This is a genomic window from Streptomyces sp. NPDC088762, from assembly GCF_044750905.1.
In the GTDB taxonomy this organism is placed as follows: domain Bacteria; phylum Actinomycetota; class Actinomycetes; order Streptomycetales; family Streptomycetaceae; genus Streptomyces.
The window spans coordinates 230,332-252,144 of the sequence record NZ_JBIVKT010000002.1 but is presented as its reverse complement, the minus strand read 5'-3'; the positions used below and the strand labels follow the sequence as shown (position 1 = coordinate 252,144).

At 71.4% G+C, this 21,813-nt stretch carries 18 protein-coding genes, 1 tRNA gene and 2 pseudogenes; 13 read left to right on the top strand and 8 right to left on the bottom strand.

What is annotated here, in order from left to right; genetic code table 11:
* Window positions 1–65 precede the first annotated feature (65 nt).
* Window positions 66–875, bottom strand: a complete 810-nt coding sequence (locus tag ACIP5M_RS05890) for a sugar phosphate isomerase/epimerase family protein (RefSeq protein WP_401193522.1) — start codon at window positions 873–875, stop codon at window positions 66–68.
* Window positions 872–1,948 (bottom strand): LacI family DNA-binding transcriptional regulator, encoded by a 1,077-nt coding sequence (locus ACIP5M_RS05885; RefSeq protein WP_401192409.1) that lies wholly within the window; start codon window positions 1,946–1,948, stop codon window positions 872–874. Before ACIP5M_RS05885 ends, ACIP5M_RS05890 begins: the two co-directional genes overlap by 4 nt.
* 199 nt (window positions 1,949–2,147) lie before the next feature.
* On the opposite strand from ACIP5M_RS05885, the gene ACIP5M_RS05880 reads away from it, so the two are divergent.
* The 5 genes and pseudogenes from ACIP5M_RS05880 (at window position 2,148) to ACIP5M_RS05860 (ending at window position 7,511) form a co-directional block, all read left to right on the top strand.
* On the top strand, window positions 2,148–3,299 hold the full coding sequence (locus ACIP5M_RS05880; protein WP_401192406.1) for a Gfo/Idh/MocA family protein: 1,152 nt from the start codon (window positions 2,148–2,150) through the stop codon (window positions 3,297–3,299).
* On the top strand, window positions 3,296–4,453 hold the full coding sequence (locus tag ACIP5M_RS05875) for a dihydrodipicolinate synthase family protein (protein WP_401192403.1): 1,158 nt from the start codon (window positions 3,296–3,298) through the stop codon (window positions 4,451–4,453). Before ACIP5M_RS05880 ends, ACIP5M_RS05875 begins: the two co-directional genes overlap by 4 nt.
* Window positions 4,450–5,295: a sugar phosphate isomerase/epimerase family protein gene (locus ACIP5M_RS05870; protein WP_401192401.1), complete on the top strand. Its 846-nt coding sequence runs from the start codon at window positions 4,450–4,452 to the stop codon at window positions 5,293–5,295. Before ACIP5M_RS05875 ends, ACIP5M_RS05870 begins: the two co-directional genes overlap by 4 nt.
* Window positions 5,296–5,360: 65 nt before the next feature.
* Window positions 5,361–6,971 (top strand): annotated as a pseudogene (locus tag ACIP5M_RS05865) (N,N-dimethylformamidase beta subunit family domain-containing protein).
* 141 nt (window positions 6,972–7,112) lie between these two features.
* The gene (locus ACIP5M_RS05860) at window positions 7,113–7,511 is read left to right on the top strand and encodes a VOC family protein (protein WP_401192398.1); all 399 of its coding nucleotides are present in this window, start codon (window positions 7,113–7,115) and stop codon (window positions 7,509–7,511) included.
* 751 nt (window positions 7,512–8,262) lie between these two features.
* Here the strand turns inward: ACIP5M_RS05860 and ACIP5M_RS05855 are convergent.
* Entirely contained in the window at window positions 8,263–9,180 is a 918-nt protein-coding gene (locus tag ACIP5M_RS05855; protein WP_401192395.1) for an exonuclease domain-containing protein, read from the bottom strand.
* 591 nt (window positions 9,181–9,771) lie between these two features.
* Window positions 9,772–10,626, bottom strand: coding sequence for a DUF4231 domain-containing protein (locus ACIP5M_RS05850; RefSeq protein WP_401192393.1), 855 nt, complete (start codon window positions 10,624–10,626; stop codon window positions 9,772–9,774).
* 208 nt (window positions 10,627–10,834) lie between these two features.
* Here ACIP5M_RS05850 and ACIP5M_RS05845 point away from each other — a divergent pair.
* Together ACIP5M_RS05845 and ACIP5M_RS05840 are read left to right on the top strand one after the other, a co-directional pair.
* Window positions 10,835–11,602: pseudogene (locus ACIP5M_RS05845) on the top strand (restriction endonuclease fold toxin-2 domain-containing protein).
* Between the two features lie 29 nt (window positions 11,603–11,631).
* On the top strand, window positions 11,632–12,075 hold the full coding sequence (locus ACIP5M_RS05840) for a hypothetical protein (RefSeq protein WP_401192391.1): 444 nt from the start codon (window positions 11,632–11,634) through the stop codon (window positions 12,073–12,075).
* A gap of 533 nt (window positions 12,076–12,608) precedes the next feature.
* On the opposite strand, the gene ACIP5M_RS05835 is transcribed toward ACIP5M_RS05840, so the two are convergent.
* A tRNA-Trp gene (locus ACIP5M_RS05835) sits at window positions 12,609–12,682 on the bottom strand.
* A gap of 459 nt (window positions 12,683–13,141) precedes the next feature.
* On the opposite strand from ACIP5M_RS05835, the gene ACIP5M_RS05830 reads away from it, so the two are divergent.
* A complete protein-coding gene (locus ACIP5M_RS05830) occupies window positions 13,142–13,579 on the top strand; it encodes a DUF4352 domain-containing protein (RefSeq protein WP_401192389.1) in 438 nt (145 codons plus the stop codon).
* 24 nt (window positions 13,580–13,603) lie between these two features.
* Here ACIP5M_RS05830 and ACIP5M_RS05825 read toward each other — a convergent pair whose 3' ends face one another.
* Window positions 13,604–14,044 (bottom strand): nuclear transport factor 2 family protein, encoded by a 441-nt coding sequence (locus ACIP5M_RS05825; RefSeq protein WP_401192386.1) that lies wholly within the window; start codon window positions 14,042–14,044, stop codon window positions 13,604–13,606.
* Between the two features lie 123 nt (window positions 14,045–14,167).
* On the opposite strand from ACIP5M_RS05825, the gene ACIP5M_RS05820 reads away from it, so the two are divergent.
* The 3 genes from ACIP5M_RS05820 (at window position 14,168) to ACIP5M_RS05810 (ending at window position 17,397) form a co-directional block, all read left to right on the top strand.
* The gene (locus tag ACIP5M_RS05820; protein ID WP_401192384.1) at window positions 14,168–14,740 is read left to right on the top strand and encodes a TetR/AcrR family transcriptional regulator; all 573 of its coding nucleotides are present in this window, start codon (window positions 14,168–14,170) and stop codon (window positions 14,738–14,740) included.
* 141 nt (window positions 14,741–14,881) lie between these two features.
* The gene (locus tag ACIP5M_RS05815) at window positions 14,882–16,216 is read left to right on the top strand and encodes a glycoside hydrolase family 18 protein (RefSeq protein ID WP_401192382.1); all 1,335 of its coding nucleotides are present in this window, start codon (window positions 14,882–14,884) and stop codon (window positions 16,214–16,216) included.
* 269 nt (window positions 16,217–16,485) lie between these two features.
* A complete protein-coding gene (locus tag ACIP5M_RS05810; RefSeq protein ID WP_401192379.1) occupies window positions 16,486–17,397 on the top strand; it encodes an aldo/keto reductase in 912 nt (303 codons plus the stop codon).
* On the opposite strand, the gene ACIP5M_RS05805 is transcribed toward ACIP5M_RS05810, so the two are convergent.
* A complete protein-coding gene (locus ACIP5M_RS05805) occupies window positions 17,384–18,355 on the bottom strand; it encodes a PfkB family carbohydrate kinase (protein WP_401192377.1) in 972 nt (323 codons plus the stop codon). The two genes, ACIP5M_RS05810 and ACIP5M_RS05805, sit on opposite strands and share 14 nt — an antisense overlap.
* Window positions 18,352–19,002 (bottom strand): bifunctional 4-hydroxy-2-oxoglutarate aldolase/2-dehydro-3-deoxy-phosphogluconate aldolase, encoded by a 651-nt coding sequence (locus ACIP5M_RS05800; RefSeq protein ID WP_401192374.1) that lies wholly within the window; start codon window positions 19,000–19,002, stop codon window positions 18,352–18,354. The genes ACIP5M_RS05805 and ACIP5M_RS05800 overlap by 4 nt, the downstream gene beginning before the upstream one ends.
* Before the next feature lie 127 nt (window positions 19,003–19,129).
* Between ACIP5M_RS05800 and ACIP5M_RS05795 the strand changes: the two genes are divergently transcribed.
* Complete coding sequence (locus ACIP5M_RS05795) at window positions 19,130–19,933, top strand: IclR family transcriptional regulator (protein ID WP_401192371.1); 804 nt, start codon at window positions 19,130–19,132, stop codon at window positions 19,931–19,933.
* A gap of 187 nt (window positions 19,934–20,120) precedes the next feature.
* On the top strand, window positions 20,121–21,785 hold the full coding sequence (locus ACIP5M_RS05790) for a sigma-70 family RNA polymerase sigma factor (protein WP_401192368.1): 1,665 nt from the start codon (window positions 20,121–20,123) through the stop codon (window positions 21,783–21,785).
* Window positions 21,786–21,813 lie beyond the last annotated feature (28 nt).

The window sequence follows — 21,813 nt, the reverse complement described above, 5'->3', positions numbered from 1 at the left end:
ATCGGGTCGCGCGTCGTGACGCCACCACTGCCGTTGCCTCTGCCGCTGCCGGCCGAAGCGGGTGCCTACCGGGCGGCGCCCGGACCGTTCGGCGCCCCGGCGACCAGCCGCTCCAGGTGCTCCCTGCCGCGCGTGAGCCGGCCGGGCAGTTCGGCCGCCTCGGGGTACCAGCGCTTCTCGTACTCCCAGCAGAGCCACCCGTCCGGCGGTACGGCCGCCACCGCCTCCGCCAGGGGCAGCACTCCGGCGCCGAGCCCGAGCGGTACGAGCTCGCGCGCCGAGGCCACGTCCTTGACCTGTACGTAACCCAGGTGCGCGGCCAGGGCACGCCACGTCTCGGCCGGCGACTCCCCGCCGAGCCAGGTGTGCAGTACGTCCCACAGCGCCCCGGCGCCGGGATGCGCGACCCGGTCCAGGACCCGGGCGGCCGCCGCCCCCGTGCGGTGGGAGTCATGGGTCTCCAGCAGGATCCTTACCCCGTGCCGCTCCGCGAACGGGGCGGCGGCCCGCAGCCTGCGTACGGCGAGGGCATCGGCGGCCGGCCCGGCCAGGTCTCCGCCGCCCGGGAAGACCCGTACATGAGGCGCTTCCAGGTCGGCGGCGAGCCGGACCAGGGCGCGCAGTTCGGCGAGGACCGGTTCGTCCGGCCCGGCGGCGGCCACGCGCGCGTAGCCCGCGACGCACAGGGCGGTGACCCCTGCGCCGGTGAGGGCGCGCAGTCCGGCGACCCGGTCGGCCGTCGGACTGGCCGGATGCAGGGGCTCCTCGGGGTGGGCGCGCAGCTCCAGGCCGTCGAAACCGTGGGCGGCCGCCAGGGCGGCGCTGCGCTCGAGCGGTGTGCCGGGCAGGCCGAGCGTCGAGAAGGCGTATTTCAGCTCGGCCTCCCTTCGGCCGGGGGCGGGGCCGTCGAGGCGCGCACCATCAGCTCGGTGGGCAGGGTGGTGATGCCGCCCGGGGGCAGGGGTCGGCGGCCGGTGACGAGTTGGGCGGCGAGTGCGCCCGCCTCGCGCAGCGGCACCCGGACGGTGGTCAGGGCCGGGGCGGTGTCCGCGCAGAACGGCAGGTCGTCGAAGCCGGCCACGGAGACGTCCTCGGGGATGCGTATCCCCGCCTCGCGCAGCGCGGCGCCGACCCCGGTGGCGACGGTGTCGTTTGCCGCGGCGACCGCGGTGAAGGGTGCTCCGCGACGCAGCAGTTCGCGGGTGGCGTCGTAGCCCGCGGAGCGCTCGAAGCCGGCGTGCACGGTGAGGTCGGCGCAGGCGTCGGGGAGGCCGGGGTCGTGCCGCAGCAGGGCGGCCCGGTGTCCGGCGAGGCGTTCGCGGGTGGTGCTCAGCCCGGGCGGCCCGGCGACGTAGGCGATGCGCCGGTGGCCGAGGGCCAGCAGGTGCTCGGCGAGCCGGAAGGCGCCTCCGTGGTCGTCGAACATGACGGTGGCGACGGGCAGTTCGGCGGGCAGGGGCAGCGGTGGCCGCCCGCACAGGACGACGGGTGCGCCGGCGGCGGCCATCCGCGCGATGCGGGAGGCGAGCGTGGTCGTGTGATCCGGGTCTTCTGCGGCGCCGCCGGTGAGGACGACTCCGCCGGCCCGCTGGCCCTCCAGCAGGGCGAGGTAGGCCAGTTCCGCCGCGGGCCGCCCTTCGGTGTTGCAGACGACGGCGAGGCGGCGCGCGTCACCCGGGCCGCTCGGTGCGAGGGCGCTCTGCAGGGAGCCGGCGAGGATCCCGAAGAAGCTGTCGGCAACGTCGTGGACGAGGACGCCCACGAGGTCGGAGGTGGCGGCCGCGAGCGCGCGGGCGGGCCCGTTGGCGATGTAGCCGAGCTCCTCGACGGCCTGCTCAACCCGGGTCCGGGTGCCGCCGGCCACCGGGTAGCCGCCGTTGAGCACGCGCGAGACGGTGGCGGGCGACACGCCCGCGTGCGCCGCGACCTCGGCGAGAGTCACCGCCATGATGCACCCCTCCTCTTCTGATCCGGGTCATCGTCTCATCCGGTGTGGACCTCCATAGTGCCTGAGAGAGAAAGCGCTTTCCATCACTCGTTCGAGTCTTGCGGTGCGGATGTCTTCGACTCTAGCCTGAACGCAGTGAAAGCGCTTTCTATCGAGGGCGAGCGGGAGACGCCATCGGAACCGGAGGAGGGGGAGCGTCATGGAGCGCAGGACGATCAAGATCGCCATGAACGGCGTGACGGGGCGCATGGGATACCGGCAGCATCTGGTGCGGTCCCTGCTCGCGCTGCGCGAGCAGGGCGGGCTGGACCTGGGTGACGGCACGGCGCTGTGGCCGGAGCCGGTGCTCGTGGGCCGCCGGGAGCCAGCCCTGCGGGCCATCGCGGAGCGGCACGGGCTGGAGCACGTGAGCACCGACCTGGAGGCGGTGCTGGCGGACTACGAGGTCGGGATCTACTTCGACGCCCAGGTCACCGGTGCCCGCGAGGCGGCGCTCCGTCAGGCGATAGCGGCGGGCAAACACGTCTACTGCGAGAAGCCGACCGCGCTGACCTTCGCGTCCTCGCTGGATCTGGCCCGGCGGGCCGCGGCAGCGGGCATCAAGCACGGCGTGGTCCAGGACAAGCTGTTCCTGCCGGGGCTGCGGAAACTGAAGCGGCTGATCGACGGCGGCTTCTTCGGCGAGATCCTGTCCGTGCGCGGCGAGTTCGGCTACTGGGTCTTCGAGGGCGACTGGCAGCCCGCCCAGCGGCCCTCGTGGAACTACCGCGCGCAGGACGGCGGAGGCATCGTCGCCGACATGTTCCCGCACTGGGAGTACCTGCTCCACGAGCTGTTCGGCCCGGTCCGCACGGTGCAGGCCCTCACGCGCACGCACGTCGGTCGCCGCTGGGACGAGGAGGGCAAGCCGTACGAGGCGACGGCCGACGACGCCGCGTACGGGATCTTCGAACTGGAGGGCGGCGCTGTCGCGCAGATCAACTCCTCCTGGGCCGTGCGGGTCCACCGTGACGAACTGGTGGAGTTCCAGGTGGACGGCACGCACGGGTCGGCCGTCGCCGGGCTGCGCGGCTGCCGTATCCAGCACCGCGGGGCGACTCCGAAGCCGGTGTGGAATCCGGATGTGCCGCAGACCGAGGCCTTCCGCTCGCAGTGGCAGGAGGTGCCCGACAACGACCCCGCCGACAACGGCTTCAAGGCGCAGTGGGAGCTCTTCCTGCGGCATGTCGTACTCGATGAACCCTGGCGGTGGGACCTGCTCGCCGGGGCGCGGGGGGTACAGCTCGCCGATCTCGGGCTGCGCTCCTCGGCCGAGGGCCGGCGGCTGCCGGTGCCGGAGGTGACGCTGTGAGCATCCGGCTCCCGACGGCGGACGGCGGATCGCGCCTGTACCGGCCGAACAGCGCACCACTGCCACCGCTCAAGTGCGGTCCCGCCCGTAGCCGCGTCTTCTACTCCGCGGCGCACGTGGTCGCCGATGCGGCGGCTCCGTCGGCGGCGGGGCCGGTGATCGACTGGGAGTCGACGCTGGCCTTCCGCCGCGGGTTGTGGGCGCAGGGCCTCGGGGTCGCCGAGGCCATGGACACCGCACAGCGCGGGATGGGCCTGGACTGGCCCGCCGCCGCGGAGCTGATCCGGCGTTCGGCGGCGGAGGCCGCGACGGTGGGCGGCCGGATCGTCTGCGGTGCGGGCACCGACCAGCTCTCTTCCGCCGGGCCTCCTCACTCCCTCGCCGCGATCACCGCCGCCTACGAGGAGCAGCTCGCGCACGTCGAGGCATGCGGGTCGGGGGCCGTCCTGATGGCCTCGCGGGCGCTGGCCGCCGCGGCCCGCGGCCCCGAGGACTACCTGGAGGTGTACGGCGCGCTGATCCGGCAGAGCGCGCGACCCGTCGTACTGCACTGGCTCGGGCCGATGTTCGATCCGGCGCTGGCCGGCTACTGGGGCCACCACGACCCGGACGCGGCCACGGAGGTTTTCCTGAAGATCGTCGGCGACTGCCCGCAGAAGGTGGACGGCGTCAAGGTCTCGCTGCTGGACGCGGAACGGGAGGTGGACATCCGAAGGCGCCTTCCGGCGGGCGTGCGCTGCTACACGGGCGACGACTACCACTATCCGGAGCTGATCGCCGGGGACGGGGAGTCGACCGGCGACGCGCTGCTCGGCATCTTCGACCCGATCGCCCCGATCGCGGCGCGGGCCGCGCTCGCCCTCGACCGGGACGACCTCGCGGGCTTCCACGAGCTGCTCGATCCGACGGTCCCGCTGTCGAGACATCTCTTCGCCCCTCCGACCCGCTTCTACAAGACGGGGGTGGTGCTGCTGGCCTGGCTCGCCGGGCACCAGGAGCACTTCACGATGCTCGGCGGTCTGGAGTCGGCGCGGCCGCTGCCCCATCTGGCGACCGCGTACGAACTGGCGGACGGGCTGGGGCTGTTCCCGGATCCGGAGCGGGCCGAGGACCGGATGCGCGGGCTGCTCGCTCTGCACGGGGTGACGTCGTGAGCGCGGCGGCGGAGCCGGCCCCGCCGCGGCTCAGCCTGAACCAGGAGACCGTCCGCCAGTGGTCGCTGCCCGAGCTGGTCGCCGGGTGTGCGGCGGCCGGGGTGGGCGCCGTCGGGCTCTGGCGCGATCCGGTCCGCGCCTTCGGGGTGCGGAAGGCCGCGAAACTCGTCGCCGGGGCCGGGCTGCGCGTCAGCTCGCTCTGCCGGGGCGGCTTCTTCACCGCCGCCGATCCGGTCGGCCGGGCGGCCGCGCTGGAGGCCAACCGCCGGGCCGTGGAGGAGGCGGCCGAACTGGGCGCCGGCACACTGGTCCTGGTCTCGGGCGGGCTGCCCGGCGGTGAGCGGGACCTGGTGGGGGCCCGGTCGCGGATCGCGGACGTGCTGGGCGAGCTGGCTCCGTGGGCCGCCGCGCACGGGGTTCGGCTGGGCATCGAACCGCTGCATCCGATGTACGCCTCGGACCGCTGTGTGGTGTCCACCCTGGGCCAGGCGCTGGACCTCGCCGAGCAGTTCCCGGAGGAGCAGGTGGGGGTGGTGGCCGACTCGTACCACCTGTGGTGGGACGAGCGGCTGCCCGTCGACCTGCGCCGCGCCGGCGAGGGCGGGCGCATCGTGTCCGTCCAGGTCGCCGACTGGGTGACCCCGCTTCCCGCAGGAGTCCTGCTGGGGCGCGGCCAGTTGGGCGACGGCTCCATCGACCTACGGGGATTCCGGAAGCTCGCCGACGCGGCCGGTTACCGGGGCCCGGTGGAGGTGGAGATATTCCATCCCGGGCTGTGGGCCCGGGACGGCGCGGAGGTGCTGCGCGAGGTGATCGACCGGTACCGCGAACACGTCGAGTGAGCAGGCCGGCCGTTGGCGGAGGGGTGGTGGAAGGGGGGTTCGAACAGTGACATAACGTGCCCTGCATGGATCACGAGCACATAGCCGGGGACGGCGAAGGCGCAGGCAGGCGGCGGTTCCTCGCGATCGCGACGGGCGCGGCCACGGCGGCGGGGCTCGGGGCCGTGGCCGGCTGTGGGAAAGGCGCCGACGGAGAGGGCGGGGAACGGGCGGGAGGCTCCCCCGCGCCGAGCGGGAAGCCGTCGGGTGCGGGGCCGGGCGGTTTCGACGTCAAGGCCGAGAACGCCCGGCCGGGGAACGCCGACTGGCCAGTGACCAAGCCCGGGGCGGCCCGGGCCATCGAGGGCTTCGCGGACCGGGTCAGCGTCCTGCCCGGCGAGTCCTTCGGTCTGCACGTGTCCACCACGGCGCCCCGGTTCACCGTGTCCGCCTACCGGATGGGCTGGTACGGCGGGGCCCGGGCCCGCCTGGTGTGGCGTTCCGAAGCGCTGCCCGGGGCACGGCAGCCCGAGCACACGGTGGACCCCGGGACCCGCATGGTCCGCACCCGGTGGTCCCGTACCACGACGATCGACACCAAGGGCTGGCCCGAGGGCTGCTACCTGCTCCGGCTGGACGCGCAGGGGGGCGAGGGCGGCCGTTACGTGCCGGTCACCGTCCGGTCGGCGTCCACGGCCGGACGGACCGTCGTGGTCAACGCGGTCGCGACCTAGCAGGCCTACAACCGCTGGGGTGGCTACGGCAGTTACGACGGCCCCAACGGTGGCTACGCGTCCCGCTCGCTCGCCGTGAGCTTCGACCGGCCGTACGAGTACGACGACGGCGCAGGGCTGTTCCTCGTCTACGAGGCCCCACTGATCGCGCTCGCCGAGCGGCTCGGCATCCCCCTGGCGTATGCGACGACCACCGACGTGGCGCGCGAGAAGCGGCTGCTGGAGGGGGCCGCGGCGGTGCTCTCGCTCGGACACGACGAGTACTGGTCGCCGGAGCAGCGGGCGCACTTCACCGCCGCCCGGGACGCGGGCACCAACATAGCGATCCTCGGTGCGAACTGCTGCTACCGCCGGATCCGGCTGGAGCCCTCCGACCTGGGACCGGACCGTATGCTGGTCTGCTACAAGTCCTCCTACGACCAGGACCCCGGCTTCAAGCGGGGCCATCCGGCGACCGTGGACTTCCGTTCGGCGCCCGGCGCGGACCCGGAGAGCGCGCTGCTCGGCGTCATCTACGACGGCTACCCGGTGGACGCCCCGTACGTGGTGACCCACCCCGGCCACTGGCTCTTCGAGGGCACCGGCGTGAAGGCCGGCGACCGCTTCGAGCACCTGGTGGGCGTGGAGTACGACAAGGTCAACACCGGTTTTCCGACGCCCCGGCCGATCGAGATAGTGGCGCACTCCCCCGTGGTCTGCGAGGGCCGCCCCAGTCACCAGGACACCGCGTACTACACGGTCCCGAGCGGGGCGGGAGTCTTCGCGACCGGCACGATGCGGTGGGTGGAGGCCCTGGACGCGACGGGCGACGGCCGGGGCGGCAGGAACCACGGCCTGGACGCGCGGTCCGGGGCGCTGACCACCCGCGTGACGGAGAACCTGCTGCGGGTGTTCTCGGCGGGCCCGGCCGGACGCACGCACCCGGCGCAGGACAACGTGAAGACGGTGTACGGGGGATCCTGAGAGGTGGTTCGCGCTCGCCCTGAAAACGGTGGACTTCACCCGGAAGGTCTGTTTAGCATCGTGATCACGGCATCGCGTGTCGGTCACCGGCTGGGTGAGGCATGGAGGTGTCCGTGACATGCCTTTCGGAGGCATTCGCTCATGTCAGCAGAACTGAACCACACGATCGTCCACTCCCGTGACAACCGGGAGTCCGCCGCATTCCTCGCGCACATCCTCGACCTCGAGGTCGGGATCGAATGGGGCCCGTTCGTCCCGGTGGAGTTGAGCAACGGGGTCACCCTGGACTTCGCCACCGCCCCGGCCGGGCCCATCGCCGCACAGCACTATGCGTTCCTCATCTCGGAGGCGGAGTTCGACGCGGCGTTCGAGAAGATCAAGGCGGCGGGGATCACCTACTGGGCCGACCCACACCAGCGGCACCCGGGCGAGATCAACCACAACGACGGCGGCCGCGGCGTCTACTTCCCGGACCCCTCCGGTCACGGAATGGAACTCATCACCCGCCCGTACGGCTACCAGGAGCCGGGCACCGCGTAGCCCCTCCCGCCCCGGCCGACCGAGGCCGCAGGCAAGCCCGGCATCACCACGCGGTACGCAGCCGCAGAACGACCTCGGGCCCGTCTCCCCAGTGCGGGAAGACGGGCCCGAGGCGTCGTGAACGAGCGAAGGTCGCGCTGTCGAGAGTGACGGTTCGCTTGCTGGCCCGGCTCTTGGTGGTCTCGGTGCGGCCTGGGGATGTCCACACCGCCGCACCGGCTCGTGGTGATGATCTTGTCAGTCTTGACTGCCTGCGTGAGCGCACCGAACAGCATGTTGAGCAGGTTGCGCTGTCGGGCCGGGCCCGGTGATTCTGGCGGGCCGACCCAGGGCCGTCTTGAGTTGGGTCTTCGCGTGGTCCCTGGCGTGCCGCAGTTCCGGCGGGCGCGGTCGGGGGACGCGCTCACACTCGTCATGAGCAGCCTCGCAGGCAGTTCGGGCATAGTCGGCAGCCCTCTGGTTCTGCCTCTTGGCCTCGTTGAGGACCCAAATCCGCCCGTCACCGGTGGGGGCGGCCGCCCAACCATGTCCGGTCACAAGCACCTGTCGTCTGACATGCAGGGAACTTTCCGTCGAGTCCACGGCACCAGACGAGGGGGCAGTATGCCTCTGCTCATGCTTGGCAATCCTGCGGCTCGCGATGGGGCGGGTGGAACTCGAACCCGCGGCCGACGAAATAAGTCCAAGCGGGCAATAGCTCCAGCCGAGATGTCAGGCCGAGGCCAGGGGGTCCAAGAGGCCGGGCCGGGAGTCAAGAGCCCAGGCGGCGCAGAAACTCGTCCTCATCCAGGACCTCGACGTCCTGCCCGGCTTCAAGCAGGACCTGCGCCTTCTTGGCTTTGCCGCTCAGCGTGTCGCCAGGCTTGAGCTGGGTCTGGGAAGCAGAGACCAGAATGTTGGTTTTCTTGGTCACGTTCTCCGCCGGCTGTGCACCAGCCGCGGCAAGCCGCGCGAACGCTTCGTCTCTCGTCATCGATGTGAGGGTGCCCGTGATGCACACCGTGAGCCCGAACAGCTCCCCGTCGGCGTCTGCGTTCGGGTCCGCCCCCGGCACGGGCTTCCGCTCACCCTCACCCTGGTACTGGCTGCCCCGCCACCGTCCATCGGGGGTCATGGAACCCCAGCGGATCTGATGCTTCGCCAGGAGCTCATCCAGAGACGCCGCCCCCGCCTCACGCATCGCGGCGAGCATGACCTCAGCCGCGGCACGGGCATCTGCCTCGGCGTTGTGGTGATCAGCGCAGGACAGGCCGGCAGCATCCATGCAGAAGGCGAGCCCGTAGCTCAACAGCTTCCAGGTACGTCGGGCAACGACCTGCGAACAGGTGTACCGAACCTCAGGCCAGGCGATCCCCTCGGCATCACATGCGGCTCGGATCACGCTCATGTCGAACCCAGAGTTGTGAGCCACGAGTGGACGGCCCTCAGCGAAGGTCAGGATGTCACGCAACGCAGCGCCCCACTCGGGCGCCGCTGCCACGTCACCGGCGGAGATGCCATGGATCCCCACGTTGTACGGATTGAAGTGCCTATGCGCCACCGGCGGCTGAATGAGGGCCGACCAGGTGTCCACCACGCGTCCGCCATCCACGGCCGCCAGTCCGACGGAGCAGGGGCTCGCCCTGTGTTCGTTGGCCGTCTCAAAGTCGATCGCTACCCATGAAGACATGACGCAAGTGTCATGAGGCAGCCTTTGGTGCAACAGCGTCGAAATCGCCATCCCATGGCTGGGAATCACGCATTCGGTTCGCCCCCCTCCGAACTCTCCACAGAGTTGGGGCGGCTCTGCGCGACGATGGAGGCAGCATCCCGGCCGGGAGGAAGCCCCCACTCAACGACCCGGAGGCCAGCCGATTCGATGATCTCCTCCGGGACTCCCAACCGATGTAAAGGGGTCGCCCCGTACTTGTCGAGCCAGGCTCTGCGTCTGGCTTGCTCATCCGGCCCCAGCACCGTCCAACAGTCCAGAGCCACCCCTGGCGTACCGCCCATCTCGATCGAGTGCTGGGCGGCTACATGCCGAACGAAAAGGACGTTTCCAGGGTCCTGAGCGAGAGCGACGAGGCACCAGGCCGTCGTGCTCGACAGGGATGCTCCGTGCGCGTCCCTGAGGCGCCAGGCCCTCCACTGCCAACGCGGCGCCAGCAGCCAACGGATCACATGTGGCTTCATATTCTGCATCGGGACGCGAGCTGGCCCCCGGTGCATGACCTGCGCAAGGGGCGGTGTCGCGCTCCACATTCGCTGACGGCTGTCGCGATCAACCCGCACGCTCCTCGCTCGACGAGCTTGACTGCTCGAGCTGCAGTTCGCGCTTCCTCTGCTCTTCCTTCAGCCGTTCAACAAATCCTGCATACTTCCGAAGACGTTCATCTTCAGGAAGGGGGACATCACCATGGCCTGCATAATCATCGAGCATGAACTGAGACGCGTTGTAATGCTTCTCGATCTCATCCGCCGTCGACTGAAGGTTGTAACCACGCTCGCGGAACTTGAAATACCCCGTTACACCAGCTGAGATGCCGACGAGCGCGCTCAGAGCAGACGTGATGAGCCGAAGAACCAGACTACTGCCCTCATTCATCGCGGTCAGCGTCGAAGTGACGATCGATCCGGTGATGATGATCAGCTGGAAGAAATTGTGGATACGCCGGTTGGTGTTGGCCGACTTCCGATACTGGGCGATGAGGTCCTGTGAGGCCTCCCGGTAGATCCGAAGACCGGAAGGCGAGTCAAGGGGCAGGTCGGCTGCCGCCGTCTGTCGGTCCTGGAGCGCGTTACGCAGCGCACCCGTACGGTCAACGATCTTCCTGCGGTTCTTCAGGAGCAGCCAGCCCATTGCCACCCAAAGGCAAGTGACGACGACTAGGCCTGCGTAACGAGCAAATACCGGCTTGGTCTGCCAGAGCCCCACGATGACCGTGTAACCCAGCAGGACGGCAAGCGTGATCGCGCCCGCCAAGCACAGCCAGTAGATGCGCTGGAAGGTGCGAGACGCCTTGAGATCTGCCTCGATCTCATCGAACTCCTTGACCTGCCTCCGGTAAACCTCCTGCAGACGCCGCTCATCCTCTTCCGACAGGAACGAACCCGACCCCTCAACCCCAGCTGTCACCGCTCCCCCAAACTTCCCAGCGACACAAGTTCGCGAGAATAGAGAAGGTCCAACGGGGGCAGCAAGAGTTGACCACCAGCCAAAGTCGCCTAGGAAATCAGGCCAAGATCTATATGACCGGAACACACCCACCCGAGCAGGCGAATCTCCCACAGGCGGGCGATTGAGCCGTGATCAGGTGATCCCGTAGGGCTCCAGTCGAACGCAAGTGCCGGCATCAGTCGACCCTCCCGGCCGGGCAACCGAGCGGCATGAATGCCGTCAAACCCAAAACGCGTTGCAACGGAGCAGCGCGGCGCCCACCCTCTCGGCAACGCATCGACGAAGACGAGTAGCCGAAGATCATGTGAGCAGCGAGAGCCGCCGGCAGCTGGAAAAGCGGACTCGCACCCGAGGTGAAGACCCTCCTGCCGTGCCCCTTCTCGTCCCGGTCGGGTATCGAGCGCCCAACGGACCCCGTGTCCAGCCAGTACCGCCACCGACTCCGCCGAATCCTCGATTCCCGCCCCTGACCGGGCCGGAGCAGCAGAAGTTCCAGACCTGGCTCAACTCCCTCAGGGCGGGTGATGTCTCGGGTGGCAAGGGAGGAGCCGTCGCCTACCAGTTGCGGGTTTCCGGCTATCCGGAGTACGAAGTCCCCATCCCTCCGGGCATCAGTGCCAACAGCACACTGATGGTGGACGGCTTCCGTGACAGCGACGGCATGGCAGTCGAGGCGAAGTACGTCAACAAGCCCGACAAACCGTGTTACCGGTCATTGGATGAACTCCGTGCCAGTCACCAGACCGGCAAGAGGGACTTCCTCTACCTCAGGGACCGCGAAGAGCTGACCAAGTAGGCAGCGGCGCTTCGCGACCCTCGCAACACGGAGATGCGCGGGGTGGAGGTCGCCACGAACAACAGCGACTCCGTCGCCTACTGGCGCGTGATGATGGCCGCCTACGGCGTCAAGGGCTACGCCCGCCATGTCCCCTGATCCACCTCACTACGTCCAGGAGCATTTGCGTGAACCCATCCGACCTTGCCGAACTCCGCACCATGTACGTCTTCAGCCCTGTCGACGGGGAGAGTTGGGAACTCACCTTCGAAGGTTTCAGGTCTCGCCTGCTGGCCCGAAATCCGGGCGAGTTCCTGCGAGTCGACGAAGGAAAGGCCGGCCCCGTCCGTGGCTCTACGCTGCACTTCGGCATCACCTTCGGTGACGAGGTTCTGGAGGGCTTCGTAGCCTTGGCTCCGGAGGGAGTGGCGATCACGGACTGCACCGCGCTCGAGGCCGCAAACTTCCTCGTCTGGCTCCGAAACGAGGTTGTACCGCAGGACAAGGCCATCACCTTCAACACCGAGTGGGGCATTGAAAGCCAGGTCCAGGACGCCACGGTCCCCGAGGTCACGCGTCCTCGGCTCGTCACAGCTTTCCTTGCCCACCTCGAGGCCACAGGTCTGGAGTGACGGCTGCCACGCGACCCTCTGCGTTGCCCCTGCCACAAGGACGTCGCTCAGCACCCCCTTCCAGCACGCTCCCGTGTTTGTCGGATCAGCTTCGGCGAAGAGCGATGGCGGGCGCTGAGGAAATCGACCCATCTGCTCACGCCGGCTCTGAGTCCGCCCGCTCCCGTTCGGCCCGCGCACTCACCCCGCCCCGTGCAGGAGACTGCCACCCTCCTCACTCCGGCTGAGGCGGGGGCGTTCGAGCAGCGCAAGAGGCCAGTGGTGACCATCGTCGCGATTCACCGCGAATTCCACGGCTCTTCTGGCCAGCCGCTGCACCGAGAGCGTCTCCGCGATGGCCATTCCGACGCCTTAGAGGGAGGGCCCGTTCAGAGGCTTTCGTTTCGCCCGCGCAGCATGCGATGGCCCCCCTGCGGACGCGATCGAGCCAACAGGGTTCGGGAGGCTCCGGCGCAGTCCGAGGAGACGACGAACGCCCAGGCGGGAGAAGGGCTCCCACCTGGGCGTTGCTGCGTTCTAGTTGCTCATGCTTGCAGGGGTGGCAGGATTCGAACCTACGACATCTGGTTTTGGAGACCAGCGCTCTGACCAGCTGAGCTACACCCCTTCGGTGGGTCCAACCATGGCATGGGACGGGCCGAAGATCCACTGATTTCGTGGATCAAGTGGGAGGGGATTCGGAGCGGGTGTGTGTGCCGAGGGTCGGGAGCCGGTCGTCGGCAAGGCTGTTTTCGCTGGTCAGGGCCCTGTGTGGTGGGGTTTGCGCGTCGAGGGCGATTCGGTGGCGTCCATGGGCTGAGACAGCAGTAGCCGCACCGTGAGCAGTTGACCCCTCGGCATCGCCGGATCCGAAGAGCCGCCCGGGGGGTGGCGCGCGCCGTGGTCGGGGAGGATCGTGGGCAGGGTGATCCGTGGATCAGGCGGTTTCGGCATGTGCTGCCGTGTCCGCCGGGTACGACATACCCCGGAGGTTTCTCAGCGGCATGGCCCGCGGCTCCCCCGGGCGCCGCGGTGCCGGGAGACCCGTCGGCGGGCGTTCATCGCCGCGCTCGCGCTCCTCGTCCCCGTGCTGCTGGGCGCGGCCCCGGGCGGGGCCGGCGAGACCGTCTCGCTCTCCGGGACCGAGCCCGGCCAGCGGCTCGACGTGACCCTGGTGCGCGTGGTCGACCCGGCCGCTCCGGCCGGCGCCGAGGGCCCGGCGCCCGATGCCTCGACCCGGCTGGTCGCGGTGCAGTTCAGCCTGGAGAACACCGGCACCGCCGTGTACAAGGACTCCCCCGCCCCGGCCGCGCACTTGCTGAACACCTCCGGGCAGCGGTTCGCCGGTCTCAACACCGCCACCACGGCCGGAGACCCCTTCCCCGATACCGTCACCCTCGACCCCGGCGGCACCGCCGACGGCCACGTCGCCTTCCGGCTCCCCGAGGACGCCGTACCGGAAGCGGTCCAGTTCGCCCTGAACGGCGGACTCGCCGACGACGTCGGCCAGTGGAGCCTCCTCTGAACGCGCTGCCGACTGCGCTGCGCGCTACTTGTCTTCCAGCGCCGCCACCAACTGGGGCAGGTTGCCGGCGGCCACGATGAGGGCCAGGTGGTCGTGGAAGTCCCGGCTGCCGACGATCAGGCCGTCGCGGACCCGCAGCACCTGGAGGTTGGCCGTCTCGAACGTCCGCCCGGTGGCCCTGTGGCGCACGTGGTAGTCGAACTCGGCGACGATCACCTCCGGGTCGTCGGTCTCCCGGACCACCACGTTCGCCGCGGTCAGCTCCACGGGCCGGAGCGCGGCGACCTGTGCGAACCGCTCCTCGAGTGCGGCCCGCCCTTCGAACCTGCGCGGCCCGACCGGTTCGAAGACGGTCTCTACCACGGCGTCCTCGGCATAGAGCCCGGCGAGTTCCGTGAACCGTCCCGCGCAGATGCCGTCGAGCAGCTTCTGGAAGACCTCGCGGGGTAACAGCGTTTCGGACATGATCAACCTCCGGAGCGTACGGGCCGCTAGAATCGGACTGGCGACTCCGTTTTCGACGATACGGACTGGGGACTCCGGTTGTCCAGTGCATCGCTCTGCCATCTGCCGGGAGGAACAAGGGACATGAGTGGCGGTCAGGAACGCCCGCTGCGCGCGGACGCGGCCCGCAACCGGGCCAGGCTGCTGGACATCGCCACCGAGGTGTTCACCACCCGCGGTGTCGGCGTCCCGACCGAGGAGATCGCCCGGGCCGCCGGTGTCGGTGTCGGCACGCTCTTCCGGCACTTCCCCACCAAGGAGGCGCTGCTCGAGGCGGTGATGGTGCTCAGGCTGAAGACGATCGCGGCACTGACGGAGCGGCTGGCCGCCGAGGCCGAGCCCGCCGAGGCCTTCTTCGCCTGCTTCCGCCTGGTGATCGACCAGTCCGCGGGCAAGAACGAGTTCGCCCAGGCGCTCACCGCCGCCGGGGTGGACGTGCACGCTTCCCTGCGGGAGCCGAGCGAGGAGATCCAGGCCCGGCTCGCCGAACTCCTGGCCGGCGCCCAGCAGGCCGGAGCGGTCCGCCCGGAGCTGGGGCTGCCGGAACTGATCGCCCTGCTGGTCGGCACGAGCACGACGATGGAGCAGCTCAGTACGGACCCGGCGGCCCGCGAGCGCGTCTTCGAGGTGCTCTTCGACGGACTGCGGCCGCGCTGAGCCGTCCGCGTCACCGGCCGGCGCCAAGACCGCCGGCCGACTTTGCGGTCGCCCCCTTGACCAGCCTGGTCCAGACCAATAGTTTCCGGCATGCACCGCGCACGCGCTCACGCCCCGCTCCCGCCTCCGCAAAGGAAGCCCATGCGCCGCAGCATGCTCGGCAGGCTGGCCGTCGCCGCCGCCTGCTCCCTCTCCCTGCTGACCGCTTTCGCGCCCGCCGCCGGCGCGGCGCACGCCGACACGTCCGGCGGCCACGACCGCTCGTACAAGAAGGTCGGCTACTTCACCCAATGGGGTGTCTACGGCCGGGACTTCCAGGTGCAGGACCTCGACGCGAACGGCTCCGCCGGCAAGCTCACCCACATCAACTACGCCTTCGGCAACGTCAGTCCGGAGGGCAAGTGCTTCACCGGCAACGTGCCGGGCGAAGCCGACGCCTGGGCCGACTACGTTCGCCCGCTGGACGCCGAGAACTCCGTCGACGGGGTCGCCGACACCTGGGACCAGCCGCTCGCCGGCAACTTCAACCAGCTGCGCGAGCTCAAGGCCAAGCGCCCCGGCCTCAAGGTGCTGATCTCCCTGGGTGGCTGGAGCTGGTCCACGCACTTCTCGGACGCCGCCCTCACCCCCGCTTCCCGCAAGGCCTTCGTCGAGTCCTGCATCGACCTCTACATCAAGGGCAACCTGCCGCAGGACGGCACCCGGGGCGGAGCGGGGGCGGCCGCGGGCCTGTTCGACGGGATCGACCTCGACTGGGAATGGCCCGGCTCGGCCGGTGACGGCGACACGAAGTTCCGGCCGGAGGACAGGCGCAACTTCACCGAGCTCGTCAAGGAGTTCCGCACCCAGCTCGACGCGTACGCGCGCACGCAGCAGCGGACCAGGTACGAGCTGACGGCCTTCGTCCCGACCGCCCCCGCGAAGATCGACGCGGGCTTCGACGTCCGCCGGATCATGCGCGACCTGGACTTCGTAACCCTCCAGGGCTACGACTTCCACGTCTCGGGCGAGCCCACCACCGCCCAGCAGTCCGCGCTCTACGCCCGGGGCGACTTCAGCGTCGACGGCACCGTGGACGCCTGGAAGCGGCGGGGCGCGCCCGCGCACAAGCTGGTGATGGGCATGCCGTTCTACGGGCAGGGCTGGACGGGCGTCAGCGGCGGCGGGGACGGCATGGGGCAGCCCGCGGCGGGCCCGGCGCCCGCCACCTGGTCCGCCGGGTACGAGGACTACAAGGCGCTGAAGAAGCTGGCCGACTCCGGGGCGTACCAGGTCCACCGCGACCGGCGGGGCGGGCACGCCTGGCTCTTCGACGGCACCACCCTGTGGACGTACGACGACCCTCAGGTGCTGCGCGCCAAGACCGGCTACATCCGCGAACACGGCCTGGGCGGGGCCATGTTCTGGTCGCTGGACGCGGACACCGCCGACGGCGAGCTGATGACGGCCGTCGACCGGGGCCTGCGCGGCCGCTGACCGGCCGCCCGGGCCCTGGCCGGCCTCCGGCCCGCTCCTCCGACCGGCGCCGCCGGGCCGCGGAAACATCCGGCCCGGCGGCGTCTCACCCCCGGACTCGGTCCGTCCCCGGACACCTCCAACGCTGTGACGGTGGGGTCCGGCCGAGCCCGGGCCACCCGCACACCGTCCGGCGAGCGGGTGGTGCGGAGAGCCACCGCACGGTGCGCCCCGCCGAGCCCTTGAGCCCTGGCCGCCGGCCGGGTCGCCGCGCCGGGTACGGTCCCGGGATGACCTCACACACGATCACCGCTGCCACGGCGGCCGCCGCCGGCACCTGGACGCTCGGCGACCTGACCGTCAACCGGATGGGTTTCGGCGCGATGCGCCTGCCGCAGAGCAGCGGGTCCGCGTTCGCCGCCGACGCGGCCGCGAGCGATCGCGGCCGGGCGATCGGCGTGCTGCGGCGGGCCGTCGAGCTCGGCGTGAACCACATCGACACCGCCTCCTTCTACTTCTCCCCGCTGCGCTCCGCCAACGAGCTGATCAACAGTGCGCTCGCCCCCTACGCCGACGACCTCGTGATCACCACCAAGGTCGGCCCGGGCCGCGATCCGTCCGGTGAGTTCCACTGGGCCGCTCCGGAGCAGCTGCGCGGGCAGGTCGAGGAGAACCTGCGCCAGCTGGGCCGGGACCACCTCGACGTGGTCAACCTGCGCCTTCCCTCCTCGGCGGCCGGTACGTCGCTCGCCGAGCACTTCGGGGCGCTCGCCGAGCTCCGCACGGCCGGGCTCATCCGCCACCTCGGAATCTCCAACGTCGCCGCCCACCACCTCGCGGAGGCGCAGGCCATCGCGCCGGTGGTGTGCGTGCAGAACCCGTACGGGGTCGGCTCGCCGGCCGAGGAGCACGCCTTCGTCGACGCGTGCGGGGAGCAGGGTGTCGCGTTCGTCCCCTTCTTCGCCATCGCGGGCGCGGGCAAGGAGTCGGGTGCGGCCGGGCAGGAGAGCGAACGCCTGCGGGCCCTCGCCGAGGCCCGCGGGGTGTCCGTCGCCCAGTTGCGCCTGGCGTGGACACTGAACCGCGGTCCGCACGTCCTGGCGATCCCCGGCACGGGGAACCCGGACCACCTCGACGAGAACATCGCCGCCGGGGCCCTGCGGCTGACCCCGGAGGAGATCGCGCAGCTCAGCTCCCTGTAGCCCGACGGTGTGCGGCGGCCAGGGCCGCCGTCTCCGCGAAGGCGGGGACGTGACCGGTGCCACCGCGACCGGAGACGGAGAGGGAGGCGGCCGCCGTGCCGAGGGCCACGGCGTCCGTCAGGCTGTCGCCCAGAGCCAGCCGGGCGGTGGCCGTGCCGGTGAAGCAGTCGCCCGCCCCGGTCGCGTCGACGGGGGCGGGGTTGGCGGGCACGGGGTGGTAGGCCGCCCGCGCCCCGTCGTCGAGCAGCAGCCGGCCCGCCCCCGCGGTGACCGCGACCGTACGGGCTCCGAGTGCCCGGCAGCGGGCGGCGGCGGTGGCCGGGTCGTCGGTGTCCACCAGGGCCAGGGCGTCGGCGGGGCAGGAGGTCTTGAGCAGCCCGGTCAGGGGCGCGATCTCGGCCAGCAGCCCGCGGGCCGCCGCCCGGCCGGTCAGCCGCGGGCGGAAGTTGGCGTCGTACGAGAGGTGCCCGCCGGCCCCGTGGACGAGGCGGGCGGCGGCCACCACGGCCTCCCGGCTGCTCGGCGACAGGGCGCCGGTGATGCCGCTGGTGATGAGCGCGGCGGAGCCCGTCAGGAGCGCGCACCAGGACTCGACGTGCCGGGGGGCGAGGGTGGAACCGGCGCTGCGGGTCCGCCAGTAGACGAACTCCCGCTCTCCGTCGGGGTCGGCGGAGAGCAGGTAGGCACCGTTGGGGTGCGGAGCGCGGCGCACGTGGGAGACGTCGACGCCCAACTCGGTGGCGCGCCGCAGCAGCGGGACGCTGAGGTCGTCGTCTCCGACGACGGCGAGCAGGGCGGTGCGGGCTCCGGCGGCCGCAGCGGCGGCGGCCGCGTTCAGGGCGTCCCCGGAGTAGGAGAGACGGGCCGGTGTGCCGTCGGCGGCTTCGCGCAGGGCGGCGTCGGCGTGTATCTCGACGAGTACCTCCCCGAGGACGAGGACGTCGTACCCTCCGCTCACCGCGGGTCCCGTGCCGAGGCGCCGGTACACCGGGCGCAGCACGGCAGGGCCAACCCGGCGAACAGGGCGGTCAGTTCGGCCGGGTCGGCCGGGAGTCCGCTGCCGACGCCGACGGCGGCCGCCCCGGCGGCGAGCCATTCGCCGACCTCCCCGGGCCGAATGCCGCCGGTGGGGACGAGGAGGGCTTCGGGCAGGACGGCCTTGAGGGAGCGGATGAAGCGGGGCCCGGCGGCGTGGGCGGGGAAGACCTTGGCGGCGCCGGCCGAGCGGACCGCGGCCGCGATCTCGCCGGGGGTGAACCCGCCCTCGATGAAGACGGCTTCGCGGCGCTCGGCGACTTCGCGGACCTCGGGGGCCGGGTACGGGGAGATCAGGAAGCCGGCGCCCGCGTCCAGGGCGGTCCGGGCCTGGGCCGCGGTGGTCACCGTGCCGACGCCGATGAGGGCGGGGCGGCCGTGCGCGTCGGCGAGCGGGACGGTCCGGGCGAGGGCGTCGGCCCAGTCCGGGGTGGAGGTGGTCAGCTCCACCGCACGGCAGCCGGCGGCGAGCAGGTCGGTGGTCCGGCGGACGGCTCCGTCGGCGTCGGCCTCACGCAGCACCGGCAGCAGGCGCTGGGCGGCCATCACCGCGTACGGGTGGCAGGACAAGGGGAACCTCCCGTTTGTTCCACGTAGTGGAACGCAGTAGCGTGTGGCGGAACCACATGCACCGACCCTACACAGGCGGGGAGTTGTCGTGTCAACGGACGGAACGCGCGGAGGAACGGCCGCGGGAATGCCTGCGGGAACGGCCGCGGGAAGAGGGAGTGAAACGGCCGGCGGCACACGCGGCGGCCGGACCTCGGCCGCCGGATCCGCGCTGGAGAAGTCCCTGCGCATCCTGGAGGCGGTGGCGGCGCCGGGCGGACCGCACCGGCTCGCCGAGGTGACGGCGGCCGCGGCCGTGCCCAAGTCCAGCACCTTCCGCATTCTCGCCTCGCTGATCGACCAGGGCTTCGTACGCCAGGAGAAGGACGGCCGGTACGGGGTGGGTCCCCGGCTGCGCGGGCTGTCGGCCCTGGTCAGCGGCGGGGAGCCGGCGAGCGTCGAGGGCATCCTCGGGGAGCTGCGCGAGACGACCGGTCAGACGGTCCATCTCGCCCTGCACAGCGGTGAGACCATCACCTACATCCGGAAGCTGGAGAGTGACCAGCCCTTCCGGACGGCTTCCCGGGTCGGCATGCGGATGCCCCTGCACTCGACGGCGATCGGCAAGAGCGTCCTGGCCCACCTGCCGGCCGAGGAGGTGCGGGACCTGATCGCCGCGGCCGGTCTGCCGGCGCGGACACCCCGGACGCTCACCGCCCCGGAGGCGCTGCGCGCCCAGCTGGCGGAGATCCGGGAGCGGGGCTTCGCCGTGGACGACGAGGAGAACGAGCCCACCATCCGCTGCATCGGCGCCGCGGTCCTGGACACGGACGGCCGCCCGGTCGGCGGGGTCAGCGTCACCACCGTCACCTTCCTGGTCTCCCGCGAGGAGATCGAGGCGTACGCGCCGGCCCTGCGCGCGGCCACGGCGGCCCTGGCGCCCCTGATGTGAAACCGGGACCTCCGCGTTCGGGCCGAAGCCCGACCCCGAAGCCCGACCCCGAAGCCCGGCACCACCCGCCCGGCCGACCCACCGGATGCCGGAAAAGCGACTTCCGGATAAGTGTTATCCAGGCCCCGCTCGACGGTCTCCCAGTCATCGGGCATCATCGACCGCCGGTACGGACAGGGATCATCACATGAGTACTCAGCACACGGCAGAGCTGGTGGCAGCGGCCCGCGCGGGCGATCCCCGCGCGCAGGACGAGCTCGTCGCCACCCATCTGCCGCTGGTCTACAACATCGTCGGGCGGGCCCTGAACGGGTCCTGCGACGTGGACGACGTGGTGCAGGACACGATGCTGCGCGCGCTCGACGGACTGGGCGGGCTGCGTGCGGACGACAGCTTCCGGTCCTGGCTGGTCGCGATCGCGATGAACCGGGTCCGGGCGCACTGGCAGTCCCGTCAGAACGGCCCCGGCGAGAGCACCCTGGAGGCGGCCGGCGATGTCGCCGACCCGGGGGCCGACTTCGTCGACCTGACCGTCGTACGCCTCAACCTGGCGGGCCAGCGGCGCGAGACGGCCCGCGCCACGCGCTGGCTGGAGCCGGACGACCGGGCGCTGCTGTCGCTGTGGTGGCTGGAGTGCGCCGGGGAGCTCACCCGGGCGGAGGTGGCCGCCGCACTGGAACTCTCCCCGCAGCACGCGGCCGTACGGGTGCAGCGGATGAAGGCGCAGCTGGAATCGGCGCGGGTGGTGGAGCGGGCCCTGGACGCGCAGCCGGGCTGCGAGGGACTGCGGACGGTGGTGGCGGGCTGGGACGGCCGCCCCTCGGCTCTGTGGCGCAAGCGAATAGCCCGCCATGCGCGTGAGTGCGTACGGTGCTCCGGCCTGTGGAGCGGCCTGGTTCCGGCGGAAGGGCTGCTGGCCGGGCTGGCCCTCGTACCGGTCTCGGCGGCCCTGCTGGCAGGGGCGCGCACGGCCGGTGCGGCCGGCTTCGCCCCCGCGGCCTCGGCCTTCGCCGAAGGCACCACCGGCGCCGAGTCCACCGGAGCCGGCCACACCGGCGGCACCGGCGCCGGGCCGGACGTCGCCGAAGCCTCGCACCGGATCGAGGCGGGCCCGCAGGGCGGCCGCGGCGCCCTGCGCAGGCGCCGCCAGAACCGCCGCCGGGCGATCGGCGGCGCGGTGCTGGCGGCCTGCGTCGCGGGCGGCGCTCTGGTGTACCTCGGCTCGCTCCCCGGTGCCGGCGGCCCGGACGGCGGCGGTGCGGCTCCGGCGGCTCCGGCGGCCGCGCTCTCGGCGACCGAGTCGGCGCTCCCCTCCCCGTCGGCCTCGCCCTCGGGGTCCCCCTCCACCTCGCCGTCGCCCTCGGCCTCCGCCTCCGCCTCACCGAGTCCCTCCGGGAGTCCGACCCCCGCCCGGACCCGCAGTACGCCGCCGACCCCGCGGGCCTCGGCCCCGGCGCCCGCGCCCGCCCCGCAGGGCGCCGCGGGGCAGGTCATCGCCCTGGTCAACGCCGAGCGGGCGGCGGCCGGCTGCGGTCCGCTCAAGGAGGACGCGCAGCTGCGTACGGCCGCCCAGCGGCATTCCGACGACATGGCGAACCGGAACTTCTTCTCGCACACCAATCCCGACGGCGCGGATCCGGGCCGCCGGACGACCGCCGCCGGGTACGAGTGGTCCACGTACGGGGAGAACATCGCGCAGGGCCAGCAGACCCCGCAGTCGGTCATGGACAGCTGGATGAAGAGCCCGGGCCACCGCGCGAACATCCTCAACTGCTCCTTCAAGGACATCGGCGTCGGCATCCACCAGGGCGCGGGCGGCCCCTGGTGGACGCAGAACTTCGGGGCGCGGTGACCTCACGGCGGGTGCGCTTCAGGGCCCG

Excerpts from the sequence above, each read along its gene's own strand:
- ACIP5M_RS05885 (WP_401192409.1), bottom strand. The coding sequence starts at position 1,948 with ATGGCGGTGACTCTCGCCGAGGTCGCGGCGCACGCGGGCGTGTCGCCC.
- ACIP5M_RS05880 (WP_401192406.1), top strand. The coding sequence starts at position 2,148 with ATGGAGCGCAGGACGATCAAGATCGCCATGAACGGCGTGACGGGGCGC.
- ACIP5M_RS05860 (WP_401192398.1), top strand. The coding sequence starts at position 7,113 with ATGTCAGCAGAACTGAACCACACGATCGTCCACTCCCGTGACAACCGG.
- ACIP5M_RS05855 (WP_401192395.1), bottom strand. The coding sequence starts at position 9,180 with ATGTCTTCATGGGTAGCGATCGACTTTGAGACGGCCAACGAACACAGG.
- ACIP5M_RS05825 (WP_401192386.1), bottom strand. The coding sequence starts at position 14,044 with ATGTCCGAAACGCTGTTACCCCGCGAGGTCTTCCAGAAGCTGCTCGAC.
- ACIP5M_RS05820 (WP_401192384.1), top strand. The coding sequence starts at position 14,168 with ATGAGTGGCGGTCAGGAACGCCCGCTGCGCGCGGACGCGGCCCGCAAC.
- ACIP5M_RS05815 (WP_401192382.1), top strand. The coding sequence starts at position 14,882 with ATGCGCCGCAGCATGCTCGGCAGGCTGGCCGTCGCCGCCGCCTGCTCC.
- ACIP5M_RS05810 (WP_401192379.1), top strand. The coding sequence starts at position 16,486 with ATGACCTCACACACGATCACCGCTGCCACGGCGGCCGCCGCCGGCACC.
- ACIP5M_RS05795 (WP_401192371.1), top strand. The coding sequence starts at position 19,130 with ATGCCTGCGGGAACGGCCGCGGGAAGAGGGAGTGAAACGGCCGGCGGC.
- ACIP5M_RS05790 (WP_401192368.1), top strand. The coding sequence starts at position 20,121 with ATGAGTACTCAGCACACGGCAGAGCTGGTGGCAGCGGCCCGCGCGGGC.